Origin of the sequence: Dysgonomonas sp. 511, assembly GCF_010501105.1 — a bacterium.
In the GTDB taxonomy this organism is placed as follows: Bacteria; Bacteroidota; Bacteroidia; order Bacteroidales; family Dysgonomonadaceae; genus Dysgonomonas.
The window spans coordinates 60772-84640 of sequence record NZ_QVMQ01000004.1 but is presented as its reverse complement, the minus strand read 5'-3'; the positions used below and the strand labels follow the sequence as shown (position 1 = coordinate 84640).

At 43.2% G+C, this 23869-nt stretch carries 23 protein-coding genes and 1 tRNA gene; 5 read left to right on the top strand and 19 right to left on the bottom strand.

Annotated features, from left to right (window positions below; genetic code table 11):
* Positions 1 to 86: 86 nt before the first annotated feature.
* Positions 87 to 161 (top strand) — tRNA-Arg (locus tag D0T57_RS03085).
* A gap of 75 nt (positions 162 to 236) precedes the next feature.
* Here D0T57_RS03085 and D0T57_RS03080 read toward each other — a convergent pair.
* The 12 genes from D0T57_RS03080 to D0T57_RS03025 form a co-directional block, all read right to left on the bottom strand.
* Positions 237 to 599: a hypothetical protein gene (locus D0T57_RS03080; RefSeq protein ID WP_163270778.1), complete on the bottom strand. Its 363-nt coding sequence runs from the start codon at positions 597 to 599 to the stop codon at positions 237 to 239.
* Positions 600 to 626: 27 nt separating this feature from the next.
* Positions 627 to 1184, bottom strand: a complete 558-nt coding sequence (locus tag D0T57_RS03075) for an RNA polymerase sigma factor (protein ID WP_163270776.1) — start codon at positions 1182 to 1184, stop codon at positions 627 to 629.
* A gap of 1 nt (position 1185) precedes the next feature.
* Positions 1186 to 1569, bottom strand: coding sequence for a DUF6249 domain-containing protein (locus tag D0T57_RS03070; RefSeq protein WP_163270774.1), 384 nt, complete (start codon positions 1567 to 1569; stop codon positions 1186 to 1188).
* Between the two features lie 434 nt (positions 1570 to 2003).
* Entirely contained in the window at positions 2004 to 2786 is a 783-nt protein-coding gene (locus D0T57_RS03065; RefSeq protein ID WP_163270772.1) for a porin family protein, read from the bottom strand.
* Positions 2787 to 2948: 162 nt separating this feature from the next.
* Positions 2949 to 4250 (bottom strand): threonine synthase, encoded by a 1302-nt coding sequence (gene thrC / locus D0T57_RS03060; protein ID WP_163270770.1) that lies wholly within the window; start codon positions 4248 to 4250, stop codon positions 2949 to 2951.
* A gap of 82 nt (positions 4251 to 4332) precedes the next feature.
* On the bottom strand, positions 4333 to 5790 hold the full coding sequence (locus D0T57_RS03055; RefSeq protein ID WP_163270768.1) for a sodium:solute symporter: 1458 nt from the start codon (positions 5788 to 5790) through the stop codon (positions 4333 to 4335).
* Between the two features lie 251 nt (positions 5791 to 6041).
* Positions 6042 to 6662 (bottom strand): outer membrane beta-barrel protein, encoded by a 621-nt coding sequence (locus D0T57_RS03050; protein ID WP_163270766.1) that lies wholly within the window; start codon positions 6660 to 6662, stop codon positions 6042 to 6044.
* Positions 6663 to 6878: 216 nt separating this feature from the next.
* Positions 6879 to 7385 (bottom strand): 5-(carboxyamino)imidazole ribonucleotide mutase, encoded by a 507-nt coding sequence (gene purE, locus D0T57_RS03045; RefSeq protein ID WP_163270764.1) that lies wholly within the window; start codon positions 7383 to 7385, stop codon positions 6879 to 6881.
* A gap of 107 nt (positions 7386 to 7492) precedes the next feature.
* Positions 7493 to 7873 (bottom strand): glycine cleavage system protein GcvH, encoded by a 381-nt coding sequence (gene gcvH, locus D0T57_RS03040; protein WP_163270762.1) that lies wholly within the window; start codon positions 7871 to 7873, stop codon positions 7493 to 7495.
* A gap of 26 nt (positions 7874 to 7899) precedes the next feature.
* Positions 7900 to 8625, bottom strand: a complete 726-nt coding sequence (locus D0T57_RS03035) for a hypothetical protein (RefSeq protein ID WP_163270760.1) — start codon at positions 8623 to 8625, stop codon at positions 7900 to 7902.
* Positions 8622 to 10082 carry an RNA polymerase factor sigma-54 gene (rpoN, locus tag D0T57_RS03030; protein WP_163270758.1) on the bottom strand — a complete coding sequence of 487 codons (1461 nt, stop codon included), beginning with the start codon at positions 10080 to 10082 and terminating at the stop codon, positions 8622 to 8624. The genes D0T57_RS03035 and rpoN overlap by 4 nt, the downstream gene beginning before the upstream one ends.
* Positions 10083 to 10460: 378 nt before the next feature.
* Entirely contained in the window at positions 10461 to 11822 is a 1362-nt protein-coding gene (locus D0T57_RS03025) for an MFS transporter (protein ID WP_163270757.1), read from the bottom strand.
* A 192-nt stretch (positions 11823 to 12014) separates the two neighbouring features.
* Here D0T57_RS03025 and coaBC point away from each other — a divergent pair, with 192 nt between their 5' ends.
* From coaBC to D0T57_RS03005, 4 genes are all read left to right on the top strand, one after another.
* Positions 12015 to 13229, top strand: coding sequence for a bifunctional phosphopantothenoylcysteine decarboxylase/phosphopantothenate--cysteine ligase CoaBC (gene coaBC, locus D0T57_RS03020; protein ID WP_163270755.1), 1215 nt, complete (start codon positions 12015 to 12017; stop codon positions 13227 to 13229).
* A gap of 360 nt (positions 13230 to 13589) precedes the next feature.
* The gene (locus D0T57_RS03015; RefSeq protein ID WP_163270753.1) at positions 13590 to 14510 is read left to right on the top strand and encodes a TIGR01212 family radical SAM protein; all 921 of its coding nucleotides are present in this window, start codon (positions 13590 to 13592) and stop codon (positions 14508 to 14510) included.
* A gap of 169 nt (positions 14511 to 14679) precedes the next feature.
* Positions 14680 to 16200, top strand: a complete 1521-nt coding sequence (gene guaA, locus D0T57_RS03010; protein WP_163270751.1) for a glutamine-hydrolyzing GMP synthase — start codon at positions 14680 to 14682, stop codon at positions 16198 to 16200.
* A gap of 87 nt (positions 16201 to 16287) precedes the next feature.
* A complete protein-coding gene (locus tag D0T57_RS03005) occupies positions 16288 to 17136 on the top strand; it encodes a hypothetical protein (protein WP_163270749.1) in 849 nt (282 codons plus the stop codon).
* A gap of 8 nt (positions 17137 to 17144) precedes the next feature.
* Here the strand turns inward: D0T57_RS03005 and ybeY are convergent, their stop codons facing one another.
* From ybeY to D0T57_RS02970, 7 genes are read right to left on the bottom strand one after another with little or no spacing between them, the layout of a single operon-like run.
* Entirely contained in the window at positions 17145 to 17564 is a 420-nt protein-coding gene (gene ybeY, locus D0T57_RS03000; protein ID WP_163270747.1) for an rRNA maturation RNase YbeY, read from the bottom strand.
* 6 nt (positions 17565 to 17570) lie between these two features.
* Positions 17571 to 18938: a DUF58 domain-containing protein gene (locus D0T57_RS02995; protein ID WP_163270745.1), complete on the bottom strand. Its 1368-nt coding sequence runs from the start codon at positions 18936 to 18938 to the stop codon at positions 17571 to 17573.
* Positions 18902 to 19876 carry a MoxR family ATPase gene (locus D0T57_RS02990; protein WP_163270743.1) on the bottom strand — a complete coding sequence of 325 codons (975 nt, stop codon included), beginning with the start codon at positions 19874 to 19876 and terminating at the stop codon, positions 18902 to 18904. The genes D0T57_RS02995 and D0T57_RS02990 overlap by 37 nt, the downstream gene beginning before the upstream one ends.
* A gap of 11 nt (positions 19877 to 19887) precedes the next feature.
* Positions 19888 to 21216, bottom strand: coding sequence for a DUF4350 domain-containing protein (locus D0T57_RS02985; RefSeq protein ID WP_163270741.1), 1329 nt, complete (start codon positions 21214 to 21216; stop codon positions 19888 to 19890).
* The gene (locus D0T57_RS02980; RefSeq protein WP_255490471.1) at positions 21206 to 21961 is read right to left on the bottom strand and encodes a hypothetical protein; all 756 of its coding nucleotides are present in this window, start codon (positions 21959 to 21961) and stop codon (positions 21206 to 21208) included. The genes D0T57_RS02985 and D0T57_RS02980 overlap by 11 nt, the downstream gene beginning before the upstream one ends.
* A gap of 9 nt (positions 21962 to 21970) precedes the next feature.
* Positions 21971 to 22831 (bottom strand): hypothetical protein, encoded by an 861-nt coding sequence (locus D0T57_RS02975; RefSeq protein WP_163270739.1) that lies wholly within the window; start codon positions 22829 to 22831, stop codon positions 21971 to 21973.
* On the bottom strand, positions 22809 to 23780 hold the full coding sequence (locus tag D0T57_RS02970) for a stage II sporulation protein M (protein WP_163270737.1): 972 nt from the start codon (positions 23778 to 23780) through the stop codon (positions 22809 to 22811). Before D0T57_RS02970 ends, D0T57_RS02975 begins: the two co-directional genes overlap by 23 nt.
* Positions 23781 to 23869 lie beyond the last annotated feature (89 nt).

Below are 23869 nucleotides of genomic sequence, written 5' to 3'. Positions count from 1 at the left end.
CTCATTTTTTAAGGGCGATCATTGAATTATTGACGTTAGGGTGCAAAACCTACGAATTATTTTATATTTTTGTGGTGATTTTCTACGGCTCTGTAGTTTAATGGATAGAATAAAGGATTCCGGTTCCTTCGATGTGGGTTCGATTCCCGCCAGAGTCACCAAAGTGAAAAAATAGACTTGTAAATCAATTGATTAAAAGCCTATTTTTTCTATACTTAGAAAAGTACGTCAGTTTCCTAATCTTGTTTCTGGCGGCTCCTTCTCCTTTCATCATAAGCAGTCAGCATCCAGTACATGCCGCAAATAGCGAAGACAAACAACGCTGGAACAAAGAATTTGACAGACAACAAAGCATCCATTCCTCCCGAAGAGTAGATATAGAAGCCCAATATGCCTATAATAGCATACATTATCCCGAAGATGGCAAACATATTATTGATAACAGGCTGGGCACTAGATACCTTCTTGGGAGCCAAAGCCTTCTCCGTTTCTATCTGCTGCATGATTCTGAACTTAAGATTTTCGGAAGCTTTCATTTTAGAGCCCGACAGAAGATCTTTCATCATGTCATCATATGGTTGTATATTGTTTTTGTCCATAATTCAAATGTATAAAAAGTTTTGTAATCAAGCACTTTCGCTTTTCATAAATTTAGTTATCTCGTCGGCAAACCTTTTACGCGCCCTGTGAAGCTTTACCTTTACGTTGGCATCGGTCAATCCGGTAATCAGAGCGATATCTTTCACCGAAGTGTCTTCGAGGTAAAACAAGGTTAATAGCACGCCTTCATCTTTTGGCATTTTCTCTAAAGTCTTGTTTACTATCTCTTTCCTTTCGTTCTCCTCTATCTGGGCGGCTGTGTCCAGGTCGGAAAAAGAAGCATCGGCGTCTATTACTTTATAATCGACAAATTCGGTGCTGTGTGTCGAAGAGCGGGTTTCGGTTGCGGCAGTATTGTAAACTATACGGTAAAACCAAGTAGAAAACTTGCTGTCGGATCTGAATGTATGTAGATTATGAAAAGCCTTTACAAAAGCATTCTGTACAATATCTTCTGCATCCTGCTTATTGCCACAAATACGGTAAGCTATTGTCAGAGCCATATCCTGGTATGTGTCTACAAAGTAGCCGAAAGCAGAAGTATCTCCTTTCAGCACTTTGTGTATTTGTAGCTTTTCGTTCATATTAGTCTACTTCGTCGAAATCTTTTTTGTCTTTCACCGCCATAAAGAACGCTACATAAGCCAGTCCCAGGCATAACAGTACACTGGATAAGACAATCAGGTAATTCCAATCCGATTCTGAAAAGAACGATACATCCAGTATTATACCTATAATTAGTCCCAAGGCTACACCGATGCACAAGAACCCATTGCGCAGCGAACGGTATTTGTTCGGAGTCGATTGTTTTGAGTCGGGAGGAATAATACCTTGTCTTACCAGTTCCATGCGTTCAGCTCGTTTGGCTCCGATGTATTTTGCTATCAAAAAAGTTCCTAATATTACAGGTAATCCGAAGATGCAAACGATTGCTAATATCGGGATCAAACCATCCATAAAATCTTCCATAATTCTAGTTTTTATATTGTTATTAATCTGTTTTCATAGAATATGACTACACAAGTCCTATTTAGGTTACAGATTATTCAATATTTTTTTCAAAAATGTTTCTCAGCTCTCAGAATACTGTTTCTAATCATCTAAAAAGTAACATAAGTAACATTTTTAGATACAAGTAGACAAGATACGAGATACAAGTTTATATTTTATCAGCACCCAACTCGTTAACTCGTCTACCGGTATCTTGTATCTCTCCAAAAAGTAACACATGTAACACCTTTTGCATCTTTTCTTATTGTTACTTTTCCTTTCTATAAGTATTTATCCATAATCTTGAGCAATCCGAAAAAAATATATAGATAAAGATATTTGATTTTAATTGAAAAATAAAGCCGGAAGATAAAATTCTTCCGGCTCGTAACTTATAGTGTAGTATAGAGTTGTTAGAACTTATATCCTACAAAGATGAAACCCGAACCTGTTTTTACTTTATCTCCTTGTCGCGAAATATCCAGCATACCGAAGTCGTAATTGAATCCCAGGTTTACTCTCGACTCATGTTCCAGTAAAATACCCAATCCCAGACCGAAGTCGAAACGCCTGAACCCTTTGGTATCGTGGTAAGTTTCGGCTTCGCGGGCAATACCTTTTTCTATGGTAGCCCATTCGTTCAGCGGCATTTCTACATATTCTCCGCCTGCTGTCCATTTTGCCATTGTTTCGCCTCTTTCCAACTTTCCACTGATGCCATAGGCAAAGTAAGGGCCTCCGTGTATAGATAATTGGAAAGGATCCGACAGTTTGATTTTAAATCCAACGTGGATGGGAACTTGCAAAGTCATCATCACCAAACGAGAATCGTCAAACCTTACCAGGCGGTCTTCTATTGCCTTATCGTCGACATAATCGAACTTGGCTCCTTTGTTAAGGAAGTCGAGCGCCGAGTGCAGGTAAACTTTCTTGCTGAGGTGATAATCGAAGGTTAGCCCAAGGTTGAAGCCTATTTTATTCCTTACATTGTCCGCATGCCCTATATACTTGTCTTTCGGGCGGCTCAAAGGGGCTCTTTCGAAATTGTTTACCCTCGAAAAGTTGAAACCTCCTCTCACACCAAACTCAAACTTTCGCTCGTCGTTGATGTAGCGGTAATATTTTTGAGCATTAATAGAACACAGCGTCAATAGAAAAAACAAAGCTGTCAGCCCAAATTTTGTTGTAGTTTTCATAAAATGTTTGTTAAGTACTACCTCGTATTGTCTTCTTAATAAAAGGCAAAGATAGAAAAAAATGTTTATATTTATTTATACCAACTACTTGTTTAACTTAAAAATATCGTTCTGTTAATGACTGACTTACATATCAGTTGCTTCCCTTTTAGCGGTAATGCTTCAATTTTCCATCAAAAACTGCTTGAAAGAACCAAAATCCTTATCCATACCAACGGTTTGTTTTTCACCTTGCATAAAGGCTTGCAACTTGGCAGGGATAGGGATGGATTCGCCGGTTATTTGTTCTACCGTTTCCAGAAATTTGGCTGGGTGTGCTGTTTCCAGAAAGACCCCGGTTTCGCCGGCATTCAGGCTGTCTTTCAAAGCCTGATATCCGCAAGCACCATGTGGGTCGAGCAGATAACCTGTTGTTTGATAAGTGGATAAAACAGTCTTCCTTATCGCATCATCGTTGTACCAGTATGCCGATATATCGGTTCTGATATCCTCAAGCGAATGGTTATATAGGTCGAGGATGCGGACAAAATTGCTTGGGTCGCCCACATCCATTGCATTGGCAATGGTTTGTACAGATGGCTGCGGCTTGTATTCTCCTGTCTTAAGATAGTTGTAGAAGATGCAGTTGCGATTGTTGGCAGCAATAAATCTTTTTACGGGCAGCCCCATCCGTTTGGCTATCAGCCCGGCGGTTATATTCCCAAAGTTCCCGCTAGGTACACAGAATACTACATTATCTGCTTTTCCCTGTTTGGCAAGTTGTGCATAGGCATGGAAATAGTAGAAAGCCTGCGGAAGGAAGCGGGCAACGTTGATGGAGTTGGCCGAAGTAAGGTTTAGCTTCTTATTCAGGTCGGCATCTAAAAATGCAGTTTTTACCAAAGCCTGGCAATCGTCGAATGTGCCGTCTACCTCTATCGCTGTTATGTTTTGCCCCAGGGTGGTAAACTGGCATTCTTGTATAGGGCTAACTTTCCCTTTGGGATACAGCACATATACATGGATGCCCTCGACGCCCAGAAAGCCGTTGGCAACCGCGCTGCCGGTATCTCCCGATGTTGCTACCAGTACTTTCACATCTTTTTGTCCTTGTTTGCCGATAAAGTATCCCAATAGGCGAGCCATGAAGCGCGCACCTACGTCTTTGAAGGCAAGGGTAGGGCCATGAAACAGCTCAAGGCTGTAGATATTATCAGCGACGTGTACTACAGGCGTGTCGAAACTCAGCGTGTCGAAAACGATTTCCTTTAAGGTTTCAGGCTCTATGTCGTCTCCGAAAAACCGGCTGGCTACTTCGTAGGCGATTTCCTGAAAACTCATGTTGCCAATGTTTTCGTAAAATGACTTTGGCAAAAGTTTTATTTCTTCCGGCATGTAAAGCCCTTTGTCGGGAGCAAGCCCTTTGACTACTGCTTCCTGCAAGCTTGCCACAGGAGCCTGTTTATTTGTGCTGTAATAATTCATGTCTTAAATAGATGTTTCTTGTTGCAAAACTACAAAGAAAATAGCATATTGCCAATGTCGTTTTCTCTATATTGTCTTTTTGTTATAGTTTTGCCATATATTTTTCTTTTTCCGAGAATACCGATAGTCCTACGATGGTAAGCAGCCCGTTTGCTAATAGTATTTCGTTTCCTACTGCATAATCATATACTTCTTTCAGTGTTACTTCTATCCCAAAGCAGAGTAAAGGGCTGAGGATGCAGACTATAGGCACAATCTTGTCTTTTGGCTTCACTTTGGTAAACAACCCCAGGAAGAATAACCCCAGCAATGGCCCATAGGTATATGAGGCTATTTTGTATATCGTGTTCAGTATTCCGTCTTGTCCCAGATAGTCGATAAGCAGGATGACCAGCAGGAAGGCTACGCTGATAAGTATATGTATCTTCCTCCTCGTTTTCACAGCTTTCAGGGCTTCTTTCTTCTCAATATCGAGCAGGTCGACACATACAGTTGTAGTGATGGCAGTCAGGGCAGAGTCGGCGCTCGAAAACGCTGCCGCAATAATTCCTATCGAAAAGAATATAAGGACAGGCAATCCTAGGTATTGGCTGGCCAAGACAGGTAGTATCTGGTCTGCTCTCTCCGGCAATGCGATATCGAATTGCGAGGCAAATATCAGCAGTAAAACACCTAACGACAACAACAGAAGGTTGATAGGTATGTATAATGCGCCGAATGTCACAATGTTTTTCTGCGCATCTTTCAGGTTCTTGCAAGTCAGGCTTTTTTGCATCATATCCTGATCGAGCCCATTCATTACGATTGCGATGAGCACCCCATTGAGAAATTGTTTAAAGAAGTTTTGTTTCGAAACCCAGTCGTCGAAAACGAATATCTTCGAGTTGGCATGATGCCCTATCATCTGTATGGCTTCGGGAAGGTCTACATCTATCTTTGCTATTACCTGCCAGATGATGAGTACAAGCCCTGCAACGAGGCAGAAGGTTTGCAGGGTATCGGTCCAGATTATTGTTTTTATTCCGCTGCGGTATGTATATATCCAGATCAGGACGATTATTCCTGCTGCAACTGCAAAAAACGGTATGTTCCATTGGGCAAATACGAGGTTGTGCAGGATGAATACTACAAGGAAGAGCCTTGCTGCCGCACCTATCGTTTTGGATAGGATGAAAAATGAAGCCCCCGTTTTGTACGAGCGCAGCCCGAATCGCCGCTCCAGGTATCCGTAAATGGTGGTCAGGTTGAGCCGGTAGTAGAGCGGGAGAAGCACGAAGGCGATGATAGCATAGCCGACAAAGAAGCCCAGTACCATTTGCATATAGGTCATGTCTTGCCCCCTCACCATGCCGGGTACGGAGACAAACGACACTCCCGATATGCTAGAGCCTATCATGCCGAATGCGACTATATACCACGGCGATTTTTTGTTCCCGAGGAAGAATGCATCATTTCCGCTGTTTTTGCGGCTCACCAGATGAGATATTAATGTAAGCAGGCCAAAGTAGACGGCTAAGATAATTAAGATGGTAGTTCCCATAGTTTTATCGGGTTAGGTTGGTTGTTTATGTATTCATCTTCCAAATGTAACATTTATTAGCAATTTGTTTTAAATAAAATTTACTTTTTTTCTTCTTCGCAATGGTACTTGTGTTTTATAGTGTATAGATAAAGATATATAAATATGATGGAAAAGCAAAAAGGCCTCCGGCTAAGCCGAAGACCTTTTATATGGTTGATAACTGTATAAAACTATTAGATAGCTTTAAGGTAGTTAATCAGTTTTGCTTCTTAGAACAAGAATTTAACACCGATAGTTAGGTCACCGATATTGTTGTAGTGAGTGTTTCCTCCAACTGCGAAACCATTTTTGCTGTCAACGCCTTCAGCATCATAGCTTGTGTTTTCATAGGCAACACCAAATAAGTGGAATTTAGTGTCAACAGAAATCCAGCTGTTGATGAAGTATTCGAAACCTGGAGCGATAGCAAGACCTACGCTTGTAGTGCTGTATGAATCTTTTACATCGCCGAAAGCTACAGGTAGAGATGCTTCTCCGAAGAATTTCAAACCACCAGCGATAGTCCAGTATTTTCTAACAAATGGTTCAATGATGAATTGGTTTTCTTTTGATTCAGTATATGTTACATTTCCATTTGCATCTTCTGACCTACCAGTGTATCTTTTGCTATTAGAGTATCCCAATGATGCTCCTACAGCTAGATCTGAAGAGATGAAAGTGCCAACAGTTGGTTTGATAACAAATGAGTTGTCTTTCTTGTCTGCAAAAGAAGAACTCTTGCTAGTGTAACCTACAGCACCACCTACAAACCATTTTCCTTGAAGATCGTCTTGTGCATTAGCGAAAAGGCAAGTCATGGCCAACGCTGCTACTAGTAAAATTTTTTTCATAATTGAGTAAAATTAAGTGATTAGATAAATTAATTTGTTTTAGTTTGTCTTAATTTTCAAGTGCAAATATATGTCTTTTTTTTATAACGCTCACATTTTTTTTGTTAAAAAATAAATAATTTGCAGGGTGGCTCGCAATAAAAAGCGGAGCTATTCGTTATAAATGCTCCGCTTCTTTGTGCATGTTTCTTACGTATCTGATTGTAACCGAATACGTTAATTTGTCTTAAATTTAAACTCGACTTTCGCTAAATCTTCGTTCGCTTTTTCTATCTTTTTCTTCAGGTTTTCTTTGTAAGCTTTCAGCTTTTCCTGCAGATCTTGGTCGCCGGTCGCTATCATTTGCAGTGCAAGTATGGCAGCGTTGAGCGAGCCGTTGATACCCACAGTGGCTACAGGTATGCCCGGAGGCATCTGTACTATCGCAAGCAGTGCATCTATGCCGTCCAACGATGCGTCGATAGGTACGCCTATCACGGGGATGTGTGTCATGGATGCGATAACGCCCGGCAAATGAGCCGCCATTCCCGCTGCTGCTATAATCACTTTTATACCTCTGTCGGCTGCCGCTTTGGCAAAAGCTTCTACACGTTCGGGAGTACGGTGCGCCGAGAGGGCGTTTATTTCGAATGGTATCTCCATCTCGTCGAAAAACTTCGCGGCCTTCTCCATTACCGGAAGGTCGGAAGTACTTCCCATTATAATACTTACAACTGGTTTCATCTATTTTATATAAAATTAGTTCCTTATTTAGATACAAGATACGAGTAAACAAGTCTTTTTGCAAGAATGAATAAACTTGTATCTCGTATCTTGCCTACTTGTACCTATTATTTGCCTATCAATGCTTTGTACTCTCCGGCAGATAGCAGGCTATCTGTTTCGGCGGCATCGCTCAGGCTTATTTTTATTATCCATCCTTCACCGTATGGGTCTTCGTTTATCAGTTCGGGTTTGTCTTCCAGCGCGGCGTTGAGTTCAAGCACTTCTCCCGAAGCCGGCATAAGCAGGTCGGATACTGTTTTCACGGCTTCCACGTTTCCGAATACGCTGTCTTTTTTTATAGTCTCGCCTTCTGTGGTCACATCTACATAAACTATTTCGCCCAGTTCGCTTTGAGCAAATTCGGTAATACCCACATAAGCAATTTCGCCTTCTACTCTTATCCATTCATGGTCTTTCGAGTACTTAAGATTCTCAGGAAAATTCATAGTCTTAAATTTATAATATTACTAATTTATTGATTTTGTAAAAACACGATCAAACCCCAGTATGCCCCTATCCATACACATATATATGATACGGCTGCTCCCAGCACGAAGCCGGCATACACCTGTGCCGGGGTGTTCTTTTTAGATGCAAGGCGGGCTACACCCAAGCATCCTGCTAAGATAAACAAAATGATGAATAATACATATGGATTTACCCCTTTTACATGATAACATACTGACAAAGTGCTACCCACAAGCGCGCCTATGCCTACCATATGCAGGCTTATCTTCCAAAAATGGCTGATGATGCCCGAAACGACAATGAGTATAAGCGGGGCGGCGAGCAAGGCTGTGAACCATGTATATAGTTTTGCCGAATGAAAATGGTAGACAAGCAGGCCGTAAGACAGAAAAAAGACCAGGAATGGGATTAACCGTTCCTGAGGTTCGGTGGTGCCATAGTTTTTTATCAGCTTCATCTTATTGAGAAAATACAGGCTGCACAGGGGCACCACGCATGTAAGGAAAAACATGGGCGACATGAACAGGAAAAACTGCCCGGCAAAAAGCAGGTTGAAATCGGTATATACAAACAACAGTGCTACTGTATATATCCCCATAAACAGCGGATGCAGGATAATAGAAACTATCCTGGCTAAAAGCGGTTCAGCCTCTTTGGGCGGGGTGTACGACTGTAGTGTTGCAAAACTCTTGTTTTCCTGCGGGTATATATTATTGTTGTCGTTCATCATATTTCTTTTCTTAGGCGCGCCACGGGTAGGTTCATCTGTTCCCTGTATTTGGCCACAGTGCGCCGCGCTATTATATAGCCTTTTTCTTTCAGTATTTCCGACAGGCGGTCGTCTGTCAGTGGTTTGCGTTTATCCTCGTTTTCTATACATTCTTTTAATATGGCTTTTACCTCGCGCGACGATATTTCTTCGCCGCTATCGGTCTGCATCGATTCTGAGAAGAAGTATTTGAGTGGATATATGGCAAAGTTGGTTTGCACATACTTGCTGTTGCTCACGCGCGATATGGTCGAAATGTCGTATCCGGTGCGTTGTGCCACGTCTTTCAGTATCATCGGCTTGAGTTGTGACTCGTCTCCCGAAAGGAAGAAGTCGTACTGCATATCCATTATTGCTTTCATGGTGCGTTGCAGGGTATCTTGCCGTTGTTTGATGGCGTCGATAAACCAGCGTGCCGAGTCTAGCTTTTGTTTTACGAACAGTGCGGCGTTCTTGTTGTCTTGCGACATGCTATCCCTGTTGTCCGAATATCCTTTGAGCAGGTCTGAATATTCGCGACTCACCCGCAGGTCGGGGATGTTGCGGTTGTTGAGACTGAGAAACAATTCGCCGTTGTAACTTTCTATAATGAAGTCGGGGATGATGGTGTTGAGCGTTGCCGACATGCTATCGCCCCAATTGTTGCCGGGTTTGGGATTCAGGGTGGTTATCTCCTGGATAATCTCCTTCATCTCGTCTTCGGTTATATTCAGTTGCCTGATTATCTTGTCGTAATGCCTTTTAGAGAAATCATCGAAATAGTCGGATATTATTTTGGTGGCCAGTTCGGTAGTCCTGTCCTTCTCTTTCCGGTATAGTTGTAGTAAGAGGCATTCTTGCAGGTTGCGCGCGCCTATGCCTGCCGGCTCAAACTCCTGTATTATTTCCAGTATCTCTTCCAGGTGGGCGACGGTGACATCTATATTCTGCTGGAAGATCAGGTCGTCGGATATAGCCGGCAGCGAACGGTCGAGATAACCGCTTTCGTCTATATTCCCTATAATGTATTCTGCCGTTTTCTTGTCTTGTTCGTCCAGTTCGGTTTCGCCAAGCTGTTCCAGCAAATATTCGTTCAGCGACTCGGCTACCGAGAAAGGTATCTCTTCTTGCTTGCTGCCGGGCGATTTATTGTTGTCGCGCAGGCGGTAGTCGGGAATTTCTTCCTCGTTCATATAGTCGCCCAACGCCATTTCTTCCTGCGAAATATCTGCTCCATCTTCGGGAGAGAAATCGTCGTCGTATTCAGATGCGTCATTGGTTGGTTCAAGTCCTTCTTCGAGGGCGGGGTTGTCTTCCAGTTCTTGTTTTATACGCTCCTCCAACTCAATGACGGGTAGCTCGGTCAGTTTGATGACCTGCATTTGCAACGGAGATAGTTTCTGCTGTTGCTTGAGTTGTAATTGCTGCTTGAGAGCCATAGTTGCCGAAATTATTCTGTTAAGACAAAGATAGTAATAGTTCTTAATTAGTGAACAAAATTAGGGTTTGGTTAGTTCTCCGTCCCGGGATTTTTCAGTTAACGGTTGTCAGTATCTTTAGATACAAGTAGACAAGATACGAGACACAAGTTCATGTTTTATCGGCACCCAACTCGTTTACTCGTCCACTGGTATTTTGTATCTCTCTATAAAGTGACACATTCTTATCACTTTACCCTTGTTGCTTTTTCCTCTCTCTCGTTGTGGCTTGCGGCTCTCTCCTTTTGGAGAGAGCGGGGAGAGAGGTGGTAACTTGTTTTTAAAACAGAAAACCCGGCTTTCGAGTCCGGGTCTTTCTATTGTAATATTATATGTGTGTTACTTTTTTATATTCGGCAACTCCAACCCATACCCTTTTTTCTTATCCTCCCGTTTCAATAAGACGGCAGTAAACAGGGCAAGCACACCAAAGCAAGTGAAAATAATAGAAGGGTAGGTATAATCATATACAGGAACCTCATTCCCTTTTTCTGTTATTTTCGTGCCGATTATACCATAGTTGTCCAGTACCCTACCTATAATATAAGGTACGAGGCTTAGCCCGATATTTTGCACCCAGAAGATCAACCCGTATGCAGTGCCAACTTTGTTTTCGTCTATAATCTTAGGTACGGACGGCCACATGGCAGAAGGAACCAAAGAAAAAGCAAAGCCAAGCACAACCATAAGTATGGCGGCAAACACCCAATGATTAAGTATAGGGAGCGAAAACATAAAATGTACGAAAATCAACAATATAGCCCCTATCATCATGATGGTAGCCCCTTTGCCTTTGGCGTCGTATATACCTCCAAACAACGGGGTCAGGAAGATTGCCCCTATCGGGAGTATAGACGGTAATATCCCTGCAAAATTAGGATCTACACCATATTTGTTTATCATAAACGATACGGCATATTTCAGGAAAGGGAAAATCGCGGAATAGAATAGCACGCACAGTAGTGCCAGCAACCAGAACCCTTTACTGGATATAATGCTGCCTATGTCTTTCACCTTGAACGGCTCGCTGTTTTCTTCTTCGGGAACAGTGCCATCCAGCTTTTTATCCATCACACAGAACACCAGATAGGCTATCAGCCCGATACATAGTGCTGCCAGTCCGAACAAGATAGGGCGCGAAGGGCTTCCGAAATAATTGGCGAGAGGCAGTGTCGCACTCATAGCGAGGGTCGTACCCAGCCGTGCCACGCTTACCTGTATCCCCATCGCTAGCGCCATCTCTTTGCCTTTGAACCAGCGGACAATAACTTTGGTAACGGTTATCCCCGCAGATTCGATGCCCAATGCGAATATTGCAAAACCGATACTGGCAAGGAATACTTGTGTGCGAAGCCCGAATATTTCGCCTTCGAAGCTTTTAGATACTGCATAATATTTAAGGAAACATCCGATAATCATTAATATACACGAGCCGATACCTGTAAGGCGGACACCGATCTTGTCTAATATAATACCGCTGATTATCAGCATAAACAAGGCTACATTCAGTAGTCCGTAGGCAAGGTTGAATATTCCGTACTCTTCGGCGCTCCACCCAAATTCTTCGCCGAGCATCTCCATCAGAGGAGCCATTACATCGGTAACAAAGTAGCCACAAAACATGGTAAATGCAACTACGCATAGCACCGTCCAACGGGCAGCAGCAGAGTCGCTTAGTTTCTTTCTTAGTATTTCAGTCATGGTCTTTTGATATTTCTGTTTTATGCAAGTTTGATTTTTTCAGATGCAAATGTATAGAAAAGATTTAAAAAATGTGGCAAAATGTTGAGAAACATAGCTTTCGCCATGAGTGAAGAAATAAAAAAAGAAGCAGCTAAATAGAATCAGGCTTGATGAAAACCACTATCTTTGTCGTTCAAAATGTAGAATATTATGACATTGAAAGATAAACACATAGTGCTTGGTATTACGGGCAGTATTGCCGCATACAAAGCCGCATCGTTAGCCCGTTTGCTGATAAAGGCAGGGGCGGAAGTACAGATTGTGATAACCCCTTCGGGCAAAGAATTTATCACCCCCGTTACATTGTCGGCCCTTACCGGGAAACCTGTAGTCAGCGAATTTTTTACAGCCAACGACGGTACATGGCATAGCCACGTAGACCTCGGGCAATGGGCAGACCTCATGCTGATAGCGCCTGCTACTGCTGCCACATTGGGTAAGATGGCAAATGGCATAGCCGACAATATGCTTATTACTACATACCTGTCGATGAAAGCGCCTGTGATGATTGCGCCCGCTATGGATTTGGATATGTTTGCACACCCGTCTACCACACGCAATATAGAGATGCTCCGTTCGTATGGCAATATCATTATAGAACCTGCCGCCGGCGAACTTGCCAGCCACCTGATAGGCAAAGGGCGCATGGAAGAGCCTGAAAAAATACTGGAAGTAGTGGAGGCTTTTTTTGCTAAAAAAGAAACCCTGGATAAAAAAAAAATCCTGATAACGGCGGGACCTACGTATGAGAAAATAGACCCCGTACGCTTTATCGGCAATTATTCTTCGGGCAAAATGGGATTTGCTTTAGCCGAGGAATGTGCCGGTAGGGGAGCCGAAGTCACGCTCGTTGCCGGGCCTGTAGCCTTGAAGGTGAACCATCCGAATATCAAGCGGATAGATGTGGAATCGGCAGAGCAGATGTACAATGCTTCGGTCGGTGTTTTTGGCGATATGGATGCGGCTATTTTGTGCGCGGCAGTTGCCGACTTTCGCCCTGCTGAGCAATATACGCAAAAGGTGAAAAGGGGAGAAGATGACCTGACCATTGCATTAACTCCCAATAAAGATATTGCTGCATCTCTCGGCAAGATGAAGAAAGGCGGACAGATGCTAGTAGGCTTTGCATTGGAAACGAATGATGAGGAGGCGAATGCTCTACGGAAAATGGAGAAGAAGAATCTCGATTATATAGTCCTTAATTCGCTCAACGATGCGGGGGCTGGTTTCCAACACGATACCAATAAGATATCCATATTGAACAGGAATGGGGAAAGAAAAGACTTTCCATTGAAATCGAAAAAGGAAGTGGCATCAGACATTATAGAAGAAGTATTTTTCAGCCTACTAAGGCCTTTTAAATAAAGCGAATCAGCAGTTGGAGTCCTAGGTGCAAAACGTTCTATTAAATTATACACAAAAGCTATCTTGAGTTAAATATTTAATCTTTAGTTTATTCTACCGCGGTCTCCGGAGTAAACGCGTGAAATTTATCTAAACTCTATTCTGAACTTTGTAGGGGCGAATTATCATTCGCCCGCTGATTTTTTCTATTTCGGGCGAATGATAATTCGCCCCTACGGTAGTCAAAACTGGAATACTATTTTTCATGTGTTTACCCTACCATACCCTTCTGGGGCTTAGGCCAAAAGGAACACAAGAAGCCCGTGATTGTGCGTAGTATATAATAGAACATAATAACTTAACGACTGATTGACATAAATAATGGATAAATACTATAAAGAGTTTGCAGATTTTCTGTCTCTACACTTCCCCTACAAGGTGCAGAAAATATCTGTCAATGCCGGCTTCACCTGTCCCAACCGCGACGGGCTGAAAGGCGTAGGCGGGTGTACCTATTGCAACAACCAGAGTTTCAGTCCCGGTTATGGCAGTACACAATTGACCGTAAGCGAACAGCTGCGCGATGGTATCAGTTTCTTTTCGTATAAATATCCTGAAATGAAGTATCTGGCATACTTCCAGTCATATACCAACACCTACGATAGCGTAGATAAGCTTATAGCCCTGTACGAAGAGGCTTTGGCATATCCCAATGTAGTAGGGCTGATTATCGGCACGCGCCCCGACTGTATGCCCGACGAACTGCTCGACTATTTTTCGGAATTGGCAAAAAAAACATTCTTGGTTATAGAATACGGGTTGGAATCCACCCTCGACTCCACGCTGCAATTTATAAACAGGGGGCACACCTTTGCCGAAAGCGAAGAAGCTATCTGTAAGACAGCCGGAAAAGGAATCTATACAGGCACACATTTTATACTAGGCCTGCCGCACGAGAGCAGGGAGCAAATACTGGCATATACCGGAAAAATAGCGAACCTTCCTTTGACAACGATAAAACTTCACCAGTTGCAACTGATAAAAGGGACGGTGATGGCAAAGCAATATCGCGAACATCCCGAATGGTTTCACCTCTTCGATGTAGACGAATATATAGACCTGTGCATCGACTTTACCGAAAAATTAAATCCCGATTTAGTTATCGAACGCTTTATATCGCAATCGCCGAAACAATTACTGATAGCCCCCGACTGGGGTTTGAAGAACTTTGAGTTTACAGCAAAAATAAAGAAACGCTTTGCCGAAAGAGGAACATATCAGGGGCGGTTGTTTTCAAAATAATCAGATCCAAATAGTTTCCTTTGTGATAAAAGGCACACGATGAATCTCATAGTGTATAACATGCTCTATAAAGCTCTGTAAACTCCATCTTAAAAAATATTTTAGATGTGCAAAAAATGAATTATCTTTGTGTGCATAAAAGCAGAAATTCTCACTTATTTAACCCTCTATGCAAGAGAAAATCATCATCCTCGATTTTGGGTCACAAACCACCCAGCTTATTGGCCGCAGGGTCAGAGAACTCAATACTTACTGTGAAATAGTACCGTACAATAAATTCCCGTTTGGCGATGAGTCGGTAAAAGGTGTTATCCTGTCGGGCAGCCCTTTTTCGGTAAACGATGAAAATTCGTTTAAACCCGATCTTAGCCAGATTCGCGGAAAATATCCTGTATTGGGTATATGCTATGGCGCACAATATCTGGCATATAGTTCAGGTGGAAAAGTGGAAAAAAGCAGTACCCGCGAATACGGCCGTGCGCATCTTTCGAAAATAAAACAAGGCACTCCCCTGTTCGATGGCATTGCCGAAGGTACGCAGGTGTGGATGTCGCATGGCGATTCTATCACATTGTTGCCTGATAATTTCGAAGTAATAGCCAGCACCGATGATGTGGCTACGGCTGCATATAAGATAAATGGAGAAGAAACATGGGCTGTGCAGTTCCATCCCGAAGTATTCCATACAACAGACGGAACTCGCCTGCTAAGCAATTTCCTCAACATCTGCAAGGTTGGCAGGAATTGGAGTCCGGCATCATTTATAGATTCTACAGTAGCCGAACTGAAACAGCAACTAGGCGATGACAAAGTGATACTTGCATTGTCGGGTGGAGTAGACTCGTCCGTAACGGCAGTATTGCTCAACAGGGCGATAGGTAAAAACCTTACCTGTGTGTTTGTCGATCACGGTTTGTTGCGTAAGAATGAATTTGAAAATGTGCTTCGCGACTACGAGCATCTGGGGCTGAACGTTATCGGTGTAGATGCAAAAGCGCGTTTCTATAAAGCATTGGCCGGTGTTACCGATCCGGAACAAAAACGAAAAATAATAGGTAAAGGCTTTATCGACGTATTCGACGAAGAAGCCCATAAACTGAAAGATATAAAATGGCTGGGGCAGGGTACTATCTACCCCGACATTATCGAATCGATGTCGATAACAGGCCATGTTATCAAGTCGCACCACAATGTAGGAGGTTTGCCTGAGAAAATGGATCTCAAACTGGTTGAGCCGCTTCGCCTGCTCTTCAAAGACGAAGTGCGCAGGGTAGGGCTCGAACTTGGTATGAAAGACCATCTCATCAAACGCCATCCGTTCCCGGGGCCGGGTCTGGGTATCCGCCTGTTGGGCGAGATAACACCCGAAAGAATAGAAATACTCCAAAATGCCGATGATGTCTATATCCGTTTGCTTCGTGAGCATGGTCTTTACGATCAGGTTTGGCAGGCAGGGGCTATCCTGTTGCCGGTTCGCTCGGTAGGAGTGATGGGAGATGAGAGAACTTATGAAAACACAATCGCCTTGCGTGCGGTGACATCTACCGATGCCATGACTGCCGATTGGGCGCATTTGCCTTATGAGTTCCTGGCCAAAGTGTCGAACGAGATTATCAATAAAGTAAAAGGCGTGAACCGTGTAGTTTACGACATATCGTCGAAACCGCCTGCAACCATCGAGTGGGAGTAGTAGCCAAAAACTTAAAATAAATAAGACAGTAGCAGGAATGAAATATTCCTGCTATTTTTGTAGTAGAATATTCTAAAAACCAGCCCAATGAAAAAAGCCATCTGTACGTTTGGCAGCTATTACCTTACCGAAGGATTTCCCCGTTTCAGGCAAATGGCGGAAAGTATGGCTATGTTCGACCAGGTATATACTATCTGTGAAAAAGACCTCGATAAAGATTTCTACGAAAGGTGGGGGCGTTACCTGATTCCCTATTCGCGGGGATTCGGCTATTGGTGCTGGAAGCCCTATTTTATACTTCGCATCCTGGAGGAAATGGACGATGGCGATGTGCTGCTTTATTCCGATATCGGCTGCTACCTGAACCCGAAAGGGCATAAGCGGATGCAGGAGTATTACGATATGGTGGAGAATACGCCTACAGGCATCTTAGGTGTGAAAAGTCAGGAGAAGAGTTACAACGGTATGCCCGAAACTCTCTATTATGAATACGAATGGACAAAGGGCGATGTCTTTGCCTATTACGGGGTTTACGACGATAAAGCCTATACACACACACCGCAATTCGAGTCCACAATCATATTCTTTAAGAAAAGCCCGTTGGTGATGCAGTTTGTAAAAGACTGGTATCAGGCTTATCTCGACGATTACAGCCTGGCGACAGATTCGCCTTCGCGCGTGGCCAACCTTCCCGGATTTAAGGAAAACCGCCACGACCAGAGCATTTATTCCATCTTAGGTAAGAAATACGGGATTGCAGAAATATCTACCAATGAGATTTTTCAACGCGACTGGTCGTTGCTCGACAATTATCCGATACAAGCCCGCCGCGACAAGTATTATACCAGCAAGTATCATTATAAACACCGTTTCAGGCTGAGGAAGCTATACAGGAGGTTGTGGGCGATAAAATATTGGTTCAAAGACCGCTTCTGACAGATTAATCAGGATAGCAACATGGCGAGTGCCTTGTTTTCGGCCTCTCTCATCTGTGCTTCTTCGTCGGCAGACTTGTCTTTTATACCGCAGAGGTGAAGTATGCCGTGTATGATCACCCTGTGTAGTTCGTCGTTGTAGCCGACAGATAGTTGCTCTGCATTGCTCTTCACGGTGTCGAGGCTGATAAATATATCCCCGCTGATAATATCGTTTTCGCTATAGTCGAAGGTGATAATGTCGGTATAATAGTCGTGTTGCAGGTACTCCTTATTTACTTCCAGTATTTTTTCGTCCGAGCAGAACAAATAACCGATATCGCCTGCTTTCTTTCCATACGATTCCGCTACTTTCTTTATCCATTCGGTAGTCGCCCGTTTCTTTATCGGAGGCATCTTTACATCCTCTGCATTATACGATATGGCCATATGTTTTCAGATTAATCCCCTTGCTTTAAACTCAAGGTATTTGTTGATAGAATTTATAGTCAGGTTTTCCGGTTTCGACAATATGGTATGAATACCATGCCTGTTCAGTTCCTTTACGATCAGGAATTTGTCGTTCGACAGCTTTTCGGCAATCCCTTTGCGGAACGTCTCATCCAGATTGTTAGGTGTAGTATCCAATACTTCGTTAAACTCGGAGTTGAGGAAGAATGACACTAAAACCAAGTGGTCTTTAGCCAGGCGGCTCAAATATCTCAACTGGCGGCGCATACCATTTACCGTTTCGAAGTTGGTGTAAAGTATAATAAGGCTGCGTTGCGATATCTTCCTCCTTACAGCTATGTACAGTTTTTCGTAATCCGATTCTTTATAATCGGTAGTCTGTGCATAAAGCGTCTCCAGTATGTTGTTTCGTTGACGGCGGTTTTTGTCGGCAGGCAGTATCTCGTCGATATTTTTCGAGAAGGTTATCAGTCCGGCTTTGTCGCCTTTGTTGAGCGCCGTGCTGCATACCATAAGGGTAGAATTGATGGCATAATCGAGCAAGGTCATTTCTTCGAACGGCATTTTCATGGTCCGCCCCTTGTCGATAAGGCAATATACAGGCTGCGATTTTTCCTCCTGATAGGTGTTTACCATCAACTGGTTCATCCGTGCCGTAGCCTTATAGTTGATAGTGCGCGGGTCGTCGCCCATTGTATAATGCTTTATCTGGTCGAACTCGGTAGCATGCCCTATACGCCTGATCTTTTTGATACCATAATCGGTAAGGCGGTGTGATGCCGCCAACAGTTCGTATTTCCGCATTTCGATGAATGACGGATATACGGCTACTTTCTTATGGTTGTCGAATATATACCTCTTGCTTACAAAGCCGAACATTCCTTCGGCATAGATGTTCAGTGCTCCAAACTCATACTCCCCTCTTTCGGTGGGGCGCAGATCGTAGTAAACGGTTTCCGACTTGTCTACACCCAGCGATATGGAATATATCAGATTCCTTTTCTGAAACTGGAAAGGGACTTCCTCTATTATTTTCAACCTCAACCTATAGGGATACCGGTTGGTAAGGGTAATAGATATAGTGTTTATATCTCCGTTCGACATCCTGTCGGGACAGGTACGCGATGCCGTAATTCCCCTGCGCTGGCGGTAAACCGTGATTATATCCAAAAGGATAAATACGCAAAATACGCCAAAAGCTATCTGCATCAGGAAGAAAAACTCTTCGAATATAAACACGGCGAAAAACCCCAACACACATATGGCTAGTGCGATGAAGAAACGGTTTGTAAGGTACAGGCTCTTAAAAAACCGTATTAGCGGGGAACCTCCGTTTTGTCTATCAGTTGGCATATAATTGTATCGGTACTGGTACCGTCCATTTCTTTTTCGGGTGTTAACAATATCCTGTGGCGAAGTACGGGTACAGCTATTTCTTTAATGTCGTCGGGGGTGATAAAGTCGCGCCCTCTAATGGCTGCCAATGCTTTCGAGGCATTCAGTATAGCCAGCGATGCCCTCGGCGAAGCACCCAGTGTAATCCACGGGCTTTGGCGGGTAGACGATACTATCTGTGCAATGTATTGCAGCAGGTGAGGTTCTACCATCACCTTTTCGATGGCCTGGCGCAGGCTGTTTAGTTTCTGAGCCGTCAGTACTTTGTTTATTCCTACCTCGGCAGACAGTTCGCCTTTGTGCTGCCTGTCCAGTATGGCTACTTCTTCTTCTATGTTGGGATAGTCTACCACAATTTTGAATAGGAAACGGTCGAGTTGTGCTTCCGGCAGGCGGTAAGTACCTTCCTGTTCTATCGGGTTTTGCGTAGCCATTACCAGAAACGGGTAATCCATTGTGTATGTAGTACCATCGTTTGTTATCTGCCTTTCTTCCATTACTTCGAACAAGGCGGCCTGTGTCTTGGCCGGCGAACGGTTTATTTCGTCTATCAGTACTATATTGGAGAAGATAGGCCCTTTCTTAAATTCAAACTTTGCCGAACCGGGCAGGAATACGCTTGTTCCCAATACGTCGGACGGCATAAGGTCGGGTGTGAATTGTATGCGGCTGAAAGCGACATCTACGGTTTTTGCCAATAACTTAGCCGATAGTGTTTTTGCCACTCCGGGAACTCCTTCTACAAGTATATGCCCGTTAGCAAGTATGGCTACTATCATTTGTTCTATCAGCTGGTGCTGGCCGACAATGACGCGTCCTATCTCATTCTTTATTTCCTGAACGTTTTGGCTCAATTCGGAAAAGTCTATTCTTGACTGGAACTCTAATTCTGACATATATGTTGTTTTTATTTATTTTTTGCTTCTTTATAAAACTCTTCGAGCAGGCTGTTGTATTTCAGGAAGCTCTCGTTTGGAATATAGGCAAGGGATGCCATATCCTTATATACAAGGAACATTTCCTTTATCTTACCCGCTTCCATACCCGATTTGGCAGCCAGCATGCTGACAAAATGCTCGTCTATATTTTCGGTCGGCATATAATAGTTTTTCCGGATAAAATCGAGTAAGTAAGCCTGCCGTTTTTCTATTATATAATGAAAATCTTTTTTCTTATAATAAAGGTTGCTCAGTACGTCCAAAAACTCCAGCGAGGAATTTACAGGAGGGTTTATAACCGGAATAATGCGTTGCGTACGTTTCGAACGGAATATCATAAACAGCAGCAATCCCGCCAATATTATATACCATGCTATACGTAGCGGAGGATATGCAAGCATCATTTTCAGGTTGGTGCCTTCGCCCACCATTCCCTGTTTTTGGTATTCGTCCCACAATATCTTACTGTTTTGCGGCAGGTAAGACAGGCATCGGAAACCGAAATCGTATTTGTCTTTACGCAACATATTTATATTGGTAAAAGCCGTGGGCACTGTATGGAGGTATATATGTCCTTTTCCGTATTTTATCCGGATGAATACGGCTCCTTTTGTCGAATTGGTAGCCAATACGCGTACAGGATAAGGGCAGTCTTCAAATTTTAATTTGGTGTAACTGTATATATTGGAAAAAGTATAGTCCCTATTGCCATAGTCGGTCAAAGCATAGACAGAATCCGAAGCAAAGAATTCCTTTTTGGTCTTTATGCCCAGTGTATCCAAAAACTGGTGGTCGAATGTTTCTGCCGATATAAATATGTTATTCCCTATGCCTGCATAGTCGAGCAGGTATTCGCGGTCGAGTCCGGTCATCTCAAACGAATCATTTATAAAGACGTAGGAGGTAGTGTCTTTTATATCTGCAAGGCTATTGTACCAGTCTATTATGGCAGCAGACGGCGAGGGACTGGTTGCATAGTCGCCATCAGCTTCTCCGTCATCAGCTATATACGTTTCTTCGGTTTTGGTGTATTCGTAATCCTGCGGATAATATATCTCGTTGTCGATGGTGTTTTTCAGGTTGTTGTATATCGGCAAGCGTGTAGCGCGGATGTTTTTTTTGTTAAAGATGTCTTCCAACAACTGATAGGTGATATATGTGCCGTAGGGGCTGGTCTTGCTATTGTAAAAGTTTGGCGACCAGTCTATCTGCTGATCGGCCTTCGACCGGCAGTACGACAAGCCGATAAGCAGGAGGAATGTTGCTGCTGCCAATGCAATAATCGTCTTATTTCCCATTAGCTATCATCCTGTTAAAGTCGTTCATACGTGTACGTATATCAGCAAAACCCTGTTCTTCTACAGGAAATTCGCCATACCATATATAGTCGAAAATAAGTGTAGTCTCCAGAAATCTGGATCGCAGGTCGTTGTTTTTTATTTCGTATTGGTAGCTGTAGTTGGTCTTGTTGGCATTCCATTTTATTATCTCCCTGTCGGAAAGCACTTTCAGGTTTTTCAGATAAAGGAAACGTATAGCCAGGCGGAAATCTTTATTCTGAATGGCATTCGCTATCAGCGAATCGAAGTCCATTTCGTGTACATTTTCCGTATATATATCTATCTCGGCCGTATCGAGTGTTTTCTTTCCGAATATAGTCCTGTAATCTACACCCAATAGTTTCAATACGATGATGCAAATAACGATAATGATTACCACAACAACCAGCATTCCCGGAATGCCGGAACTGGTGAATGTGCCTACTCCATCGCCAAAGAGGTCGGATATCCACCGCAGTATTTTGTCGAAGAAAGAGATAGAGCCTGTTTTTCTTACTTTTTCTTCGTAATTGAAGCGGCTGTCGTTCCGGTATTTCTCGATTTTCGATTTATCGGGAACCCTGAATGCTACACTTTCGGTCGTTTGCGACGCTTGTACGTGGGCGATGGAATCAGTTTGGGCCGAAAGAGGTATATATATACAGGCTAAGAGCATTACCAGAATGCCCTTAACCAATCTATTTTTCAGTCCGACCGCTTTCAATGTTTTAGCTTAGTAGTTACTTGTGTTTTCTTCGTCCGTACCTATTTGGTCTATATCGGTTTCCATGTCAGTACCGTCAGCTTTGCAGCGATGACCGTAGTACATCACTCCCAAAGCCATGTAAAGGATTGGGGAGAGAAGGATTCCTCCTGTCTGAGCAATTGCAGCAGCGATGTATGTAAATGTGCTGCTTCCGAAAAAGTCGAACCCTATAGCCATACCAAATCCTGCAATAAATGCGGGAATGGAGAATATAATGTATCCTATGGTAAGAAGGATAAGGAATACAAAACCAAAGCCGAATGTTACCCACCAGTTGTCTTTCACCAGGTCGAAGCTACGTTGGAAACTGCTAAAGATGCCTTTTTCTTCGTTCAGGTATACATATGGGAAGAATCCGCAATATACAAAAAGGATAATACCCGGTATCAAACAAAGCATAAGGCCGACACTAAAGGCAATACAGAAAAGGATAGTGGCCAGCAGTATCGGAAGAAAAACTTTCATCACCTTATTCCACACGTCGCCTATTTTTACTTCCCCGTCAGCAGATTTGGAGTACAATGCCATATATGAGATAACATATAACATCAGGGCTAAAGATACAAGCCACGAAATCAGGCTTAACCCGATACGGGCGGGTGTAAATATTTCGGCATAAAATGCTAGAACATCCTCCATGTTGTTCATGTTGGAAGGTACCTGAGGGGTGGCCGGCATCAGAAACTGGATAATCAATACCAAAGGTATGAGTATAAGCAAGCCTTTGATTACTGCGCCGTAGTTTTGTTTTATGAAGGTGAGCGATAAATCGAAATTGTCGCTAAAATCCCTGTTGGTAAACAGTTTAATCTTCTTTGTTGAGTCCATTTGTCTTTTTATTAATAATATGAGGATAGTAGATAAAATACCATATGATAAATGCTGCGGAAAGCCCTATTATTGTCAGGTTGAAATATATAGGCATTTCGGTCAGCCGTGTAAGGTAGCTTTCGATAAATGCGGCTACCAGGAATACGGGAACAAGCCCTACCACAACTTTCAGTGCGTCTTTTGCTGCCTTCTGCAAGGCATAGGTGCGCTTGTATGTGCCGGGAAACAGCAAGCTGTTGCCAAGTATCAGTCCTGCCCCTCCGGCTATGATGATAGCCGAAATCTCCAGCGTGCCATGTAGCCAGATAGACAGCGCCGAAGTAAGCAGCAGCCCTTTGGTGTAGAAGAAGTACTGGAAAACCCCCAGCATGATGCCATTGAGAAAAAGAATATAAACCGTACCTGCCGAAAAGAAAATACCCAGAATGAAGGCATAGAATGCTACCCAGATATTGTTGGTGGCAATGCCGAAAAACATCAACTCTTTATGGTCGTCTTTGTAGATAGCCATAGGGTCGCCCTTTTCTATGTTCTCCAAAGTTTGGTTTACGTAAGCCGGGGACAGGAAGAAGGAGGCGAAGGTAGAGTCTTGCTGCTGCGAAAACACGCCAAGCAGTACCCCCGCAAACATAAAGATGAAGGCATACAGCATATTCTTCCGGTACTTATACATTACAAGAGGCAATTCTTCGCTCCAGAAACGGAAGAAACGCCCTTTGCTGCGCTTCCGGTATTTGTATATCTTGATGAAATACTGTCCGGTAAGCTGGTTCAGATACCTCACTGTTTGCGAACCCGGATAGAAGGTGCGGGCATAAGAAAGGTCGTCGGTCAGTTCGATGAAATTATCAGCAAGCGTCTCCGATGGTATATCGGAAGCTTTGGTCTGGCTGTCTATCTTTTGCCATTTTTCCCTGTTTTCTTTAATAAACGCTGCTTCTCTCATCGAACAAAATAAGTCTATACGTAGAATTTACTCCCGCAAATATAACTCTTAGAATAAAAAGAATGAAAAAATAGCCTGATAATCATTCA

What these genes read in the sequence shown, in the direction of transcription:
- D0T57_RS03080 (WP_163270778.1), bottom strand. Translation starts at nt 599, where the DNA reads ATGGACAAAAACAATATACAACCATATGATGACATGATGAAAGATCTT.
- D0T57_RS03075 (WP_163270776.1), bottom strand. Translation starts at nt 1,184, where the DNA reads ATGAACGAAAAGCTACAAATACACAAAGTGCTGAAAGGAGATACTTCT.
- D0T57_RS03070 (WP_163270774.1), bottom strand. Translation starts at nt 1,569, where the DNA reads ATGGAAGATTTTATGGATGGTTTGATCCCGATATTAGCAATCGTTTGC.
- D0T57_RS03065 (WP_163270772.1), bottom strand. Translation starts at nt 2,786, where the DNA reads ATGAAAACTACAACAAAATTTGGGCTGACAGCTTTGTTTTTTCTATTG.
- thrC (WP_163270770.1), bottom strand. Translation starts at nt 4,250, where the DNA reads ATGAATTATTACAGCACAAATAAACAGGCTCCTGTGGCAAGCTTGCAG.
- D0T57_RS03055 (WP_163270768.1), bottom strand. Translation starts at nt 5,790, where the DNA reads ATGGGAACTACCATCTTAATTATCTTAGCCGTCTACTTTGGCCTGCTT.
- D0T57_RS03050 (WP_163270766.1), bottom strand. Translation starts at nt 6,662, where the DNA reads ATGAAAAAAATTTTACTAGTAGCAGCGTTGGCCATGACTTGCCTTTTC.
- purE (WP_163270764.1), bottom strand. Translation starts at nt 7,385, where the DNA reads ATGAAACCAGTTGTAAGTATTATAATGGGAAGTACTTCCGACCTTCCG.
- gcvH (WP_163270762.1), bottom strand. Translation starts at nt 7,873, where the DNA reads ATGAATTTTCCTGAGAATCTTAAGTACTCGAAAGACCATGAATGGATA.
- D0T57_RS03035 (WP_163270760.1), bottom strand. Translation starts at nt 8,625, where the DNA reads ATGATGAACGACAACAATAATATATACCCGCAGGAAAACAAGAGTTTT.
- rpoN (WP_163270758.1), bottom strand. Translation starts at nt 10,082, where the DNA reads ATGGCTCTCAAGCAGCAATTACAACTCAAGCAACAGCAGAAACTATCT.
- D0T57_RS03025 (WP_163270757.1), bottom strand. Translation starts at nt 11,822, where the DNA reads ATGACTGAAATACTAAGAAAGAAACTAAGCGACTCTGCTGCTGCCCGT.
- coaBC (WP_163270755.1), top strand. Translation starts at nt 12,015, where the DNA reads ATGACATTGAAAGATAAACACATAGTGCTTGGTATTACGGGCAGTATT.
- D0T57_RS03015 (WP_163270753.1), top strand. Translation starts at nt 13,590, where the DNA reads ATGGATAAATACTATAAAGAGTTTGCAGATTTTCTGTCTCTACACTTC.
- guaA (WP_163270751.1), top strand. Translation starts at nt 14,680, where the DNA reads ATGCAAGAGAAAATCATCATCCTCGATTTTGGGTCACAAACCACCCAG.
- D0T57_RS03005 (WP_163270749.1), top strand. Translation starts at nt 16,288, where the DNA reads ATGAAAAAAGCCATCTGTACGTTTGGCAGCTATTACCTTACCGAAGGA.
- ybeY (WP_163270747.1), bottom strand. Translation starts at nt 17,564, where the DNA reads ATGGCCATATCGTATAATGCAGAGGATGTAAAGATGCCTCCGATAAAG.
- D0T57_RS02995 (WP_163270745.1), bottom strand. Translation starts at nt 18,938, where the DNA reads ATGCCAACTGATAGACAAAACGGAGGTTCCCCGCTAATACGGTTTTTT.
- D0T57_RS02990 (WP_163270743.1), bottom strand. Translation starts at nt 19,876, where the DNA reads ATGTCAGAATTAGAGTTCCAGTCAAGAATAGACTTTTCCGAATTGAGC.
- D0T57_RS02985 (WP_163270741.1), bottom strand. Translation starts at nt 21,216, where the DNA reads ATGGGAAATAAGACGATTATTGCATTGGCAGCAGCAACATTCCTCCTG.
- D0T57_RS02975 (WP_163270739.1), bottom strand. Translation starts at nt 22,831, where the DNA reads ATGGACTCAACAAAGAAGATTAAACTGTTTACCAACAGGGATTTTAGC.
- D0T57_RS02970 (WP_163270737.1), bottom strand. Translation starts at nt 23,780, where the DNA reads ATGAGAGAAGCAGCGTTTATTAAAGAAAACAGGGAAAAATGGCAAAAG.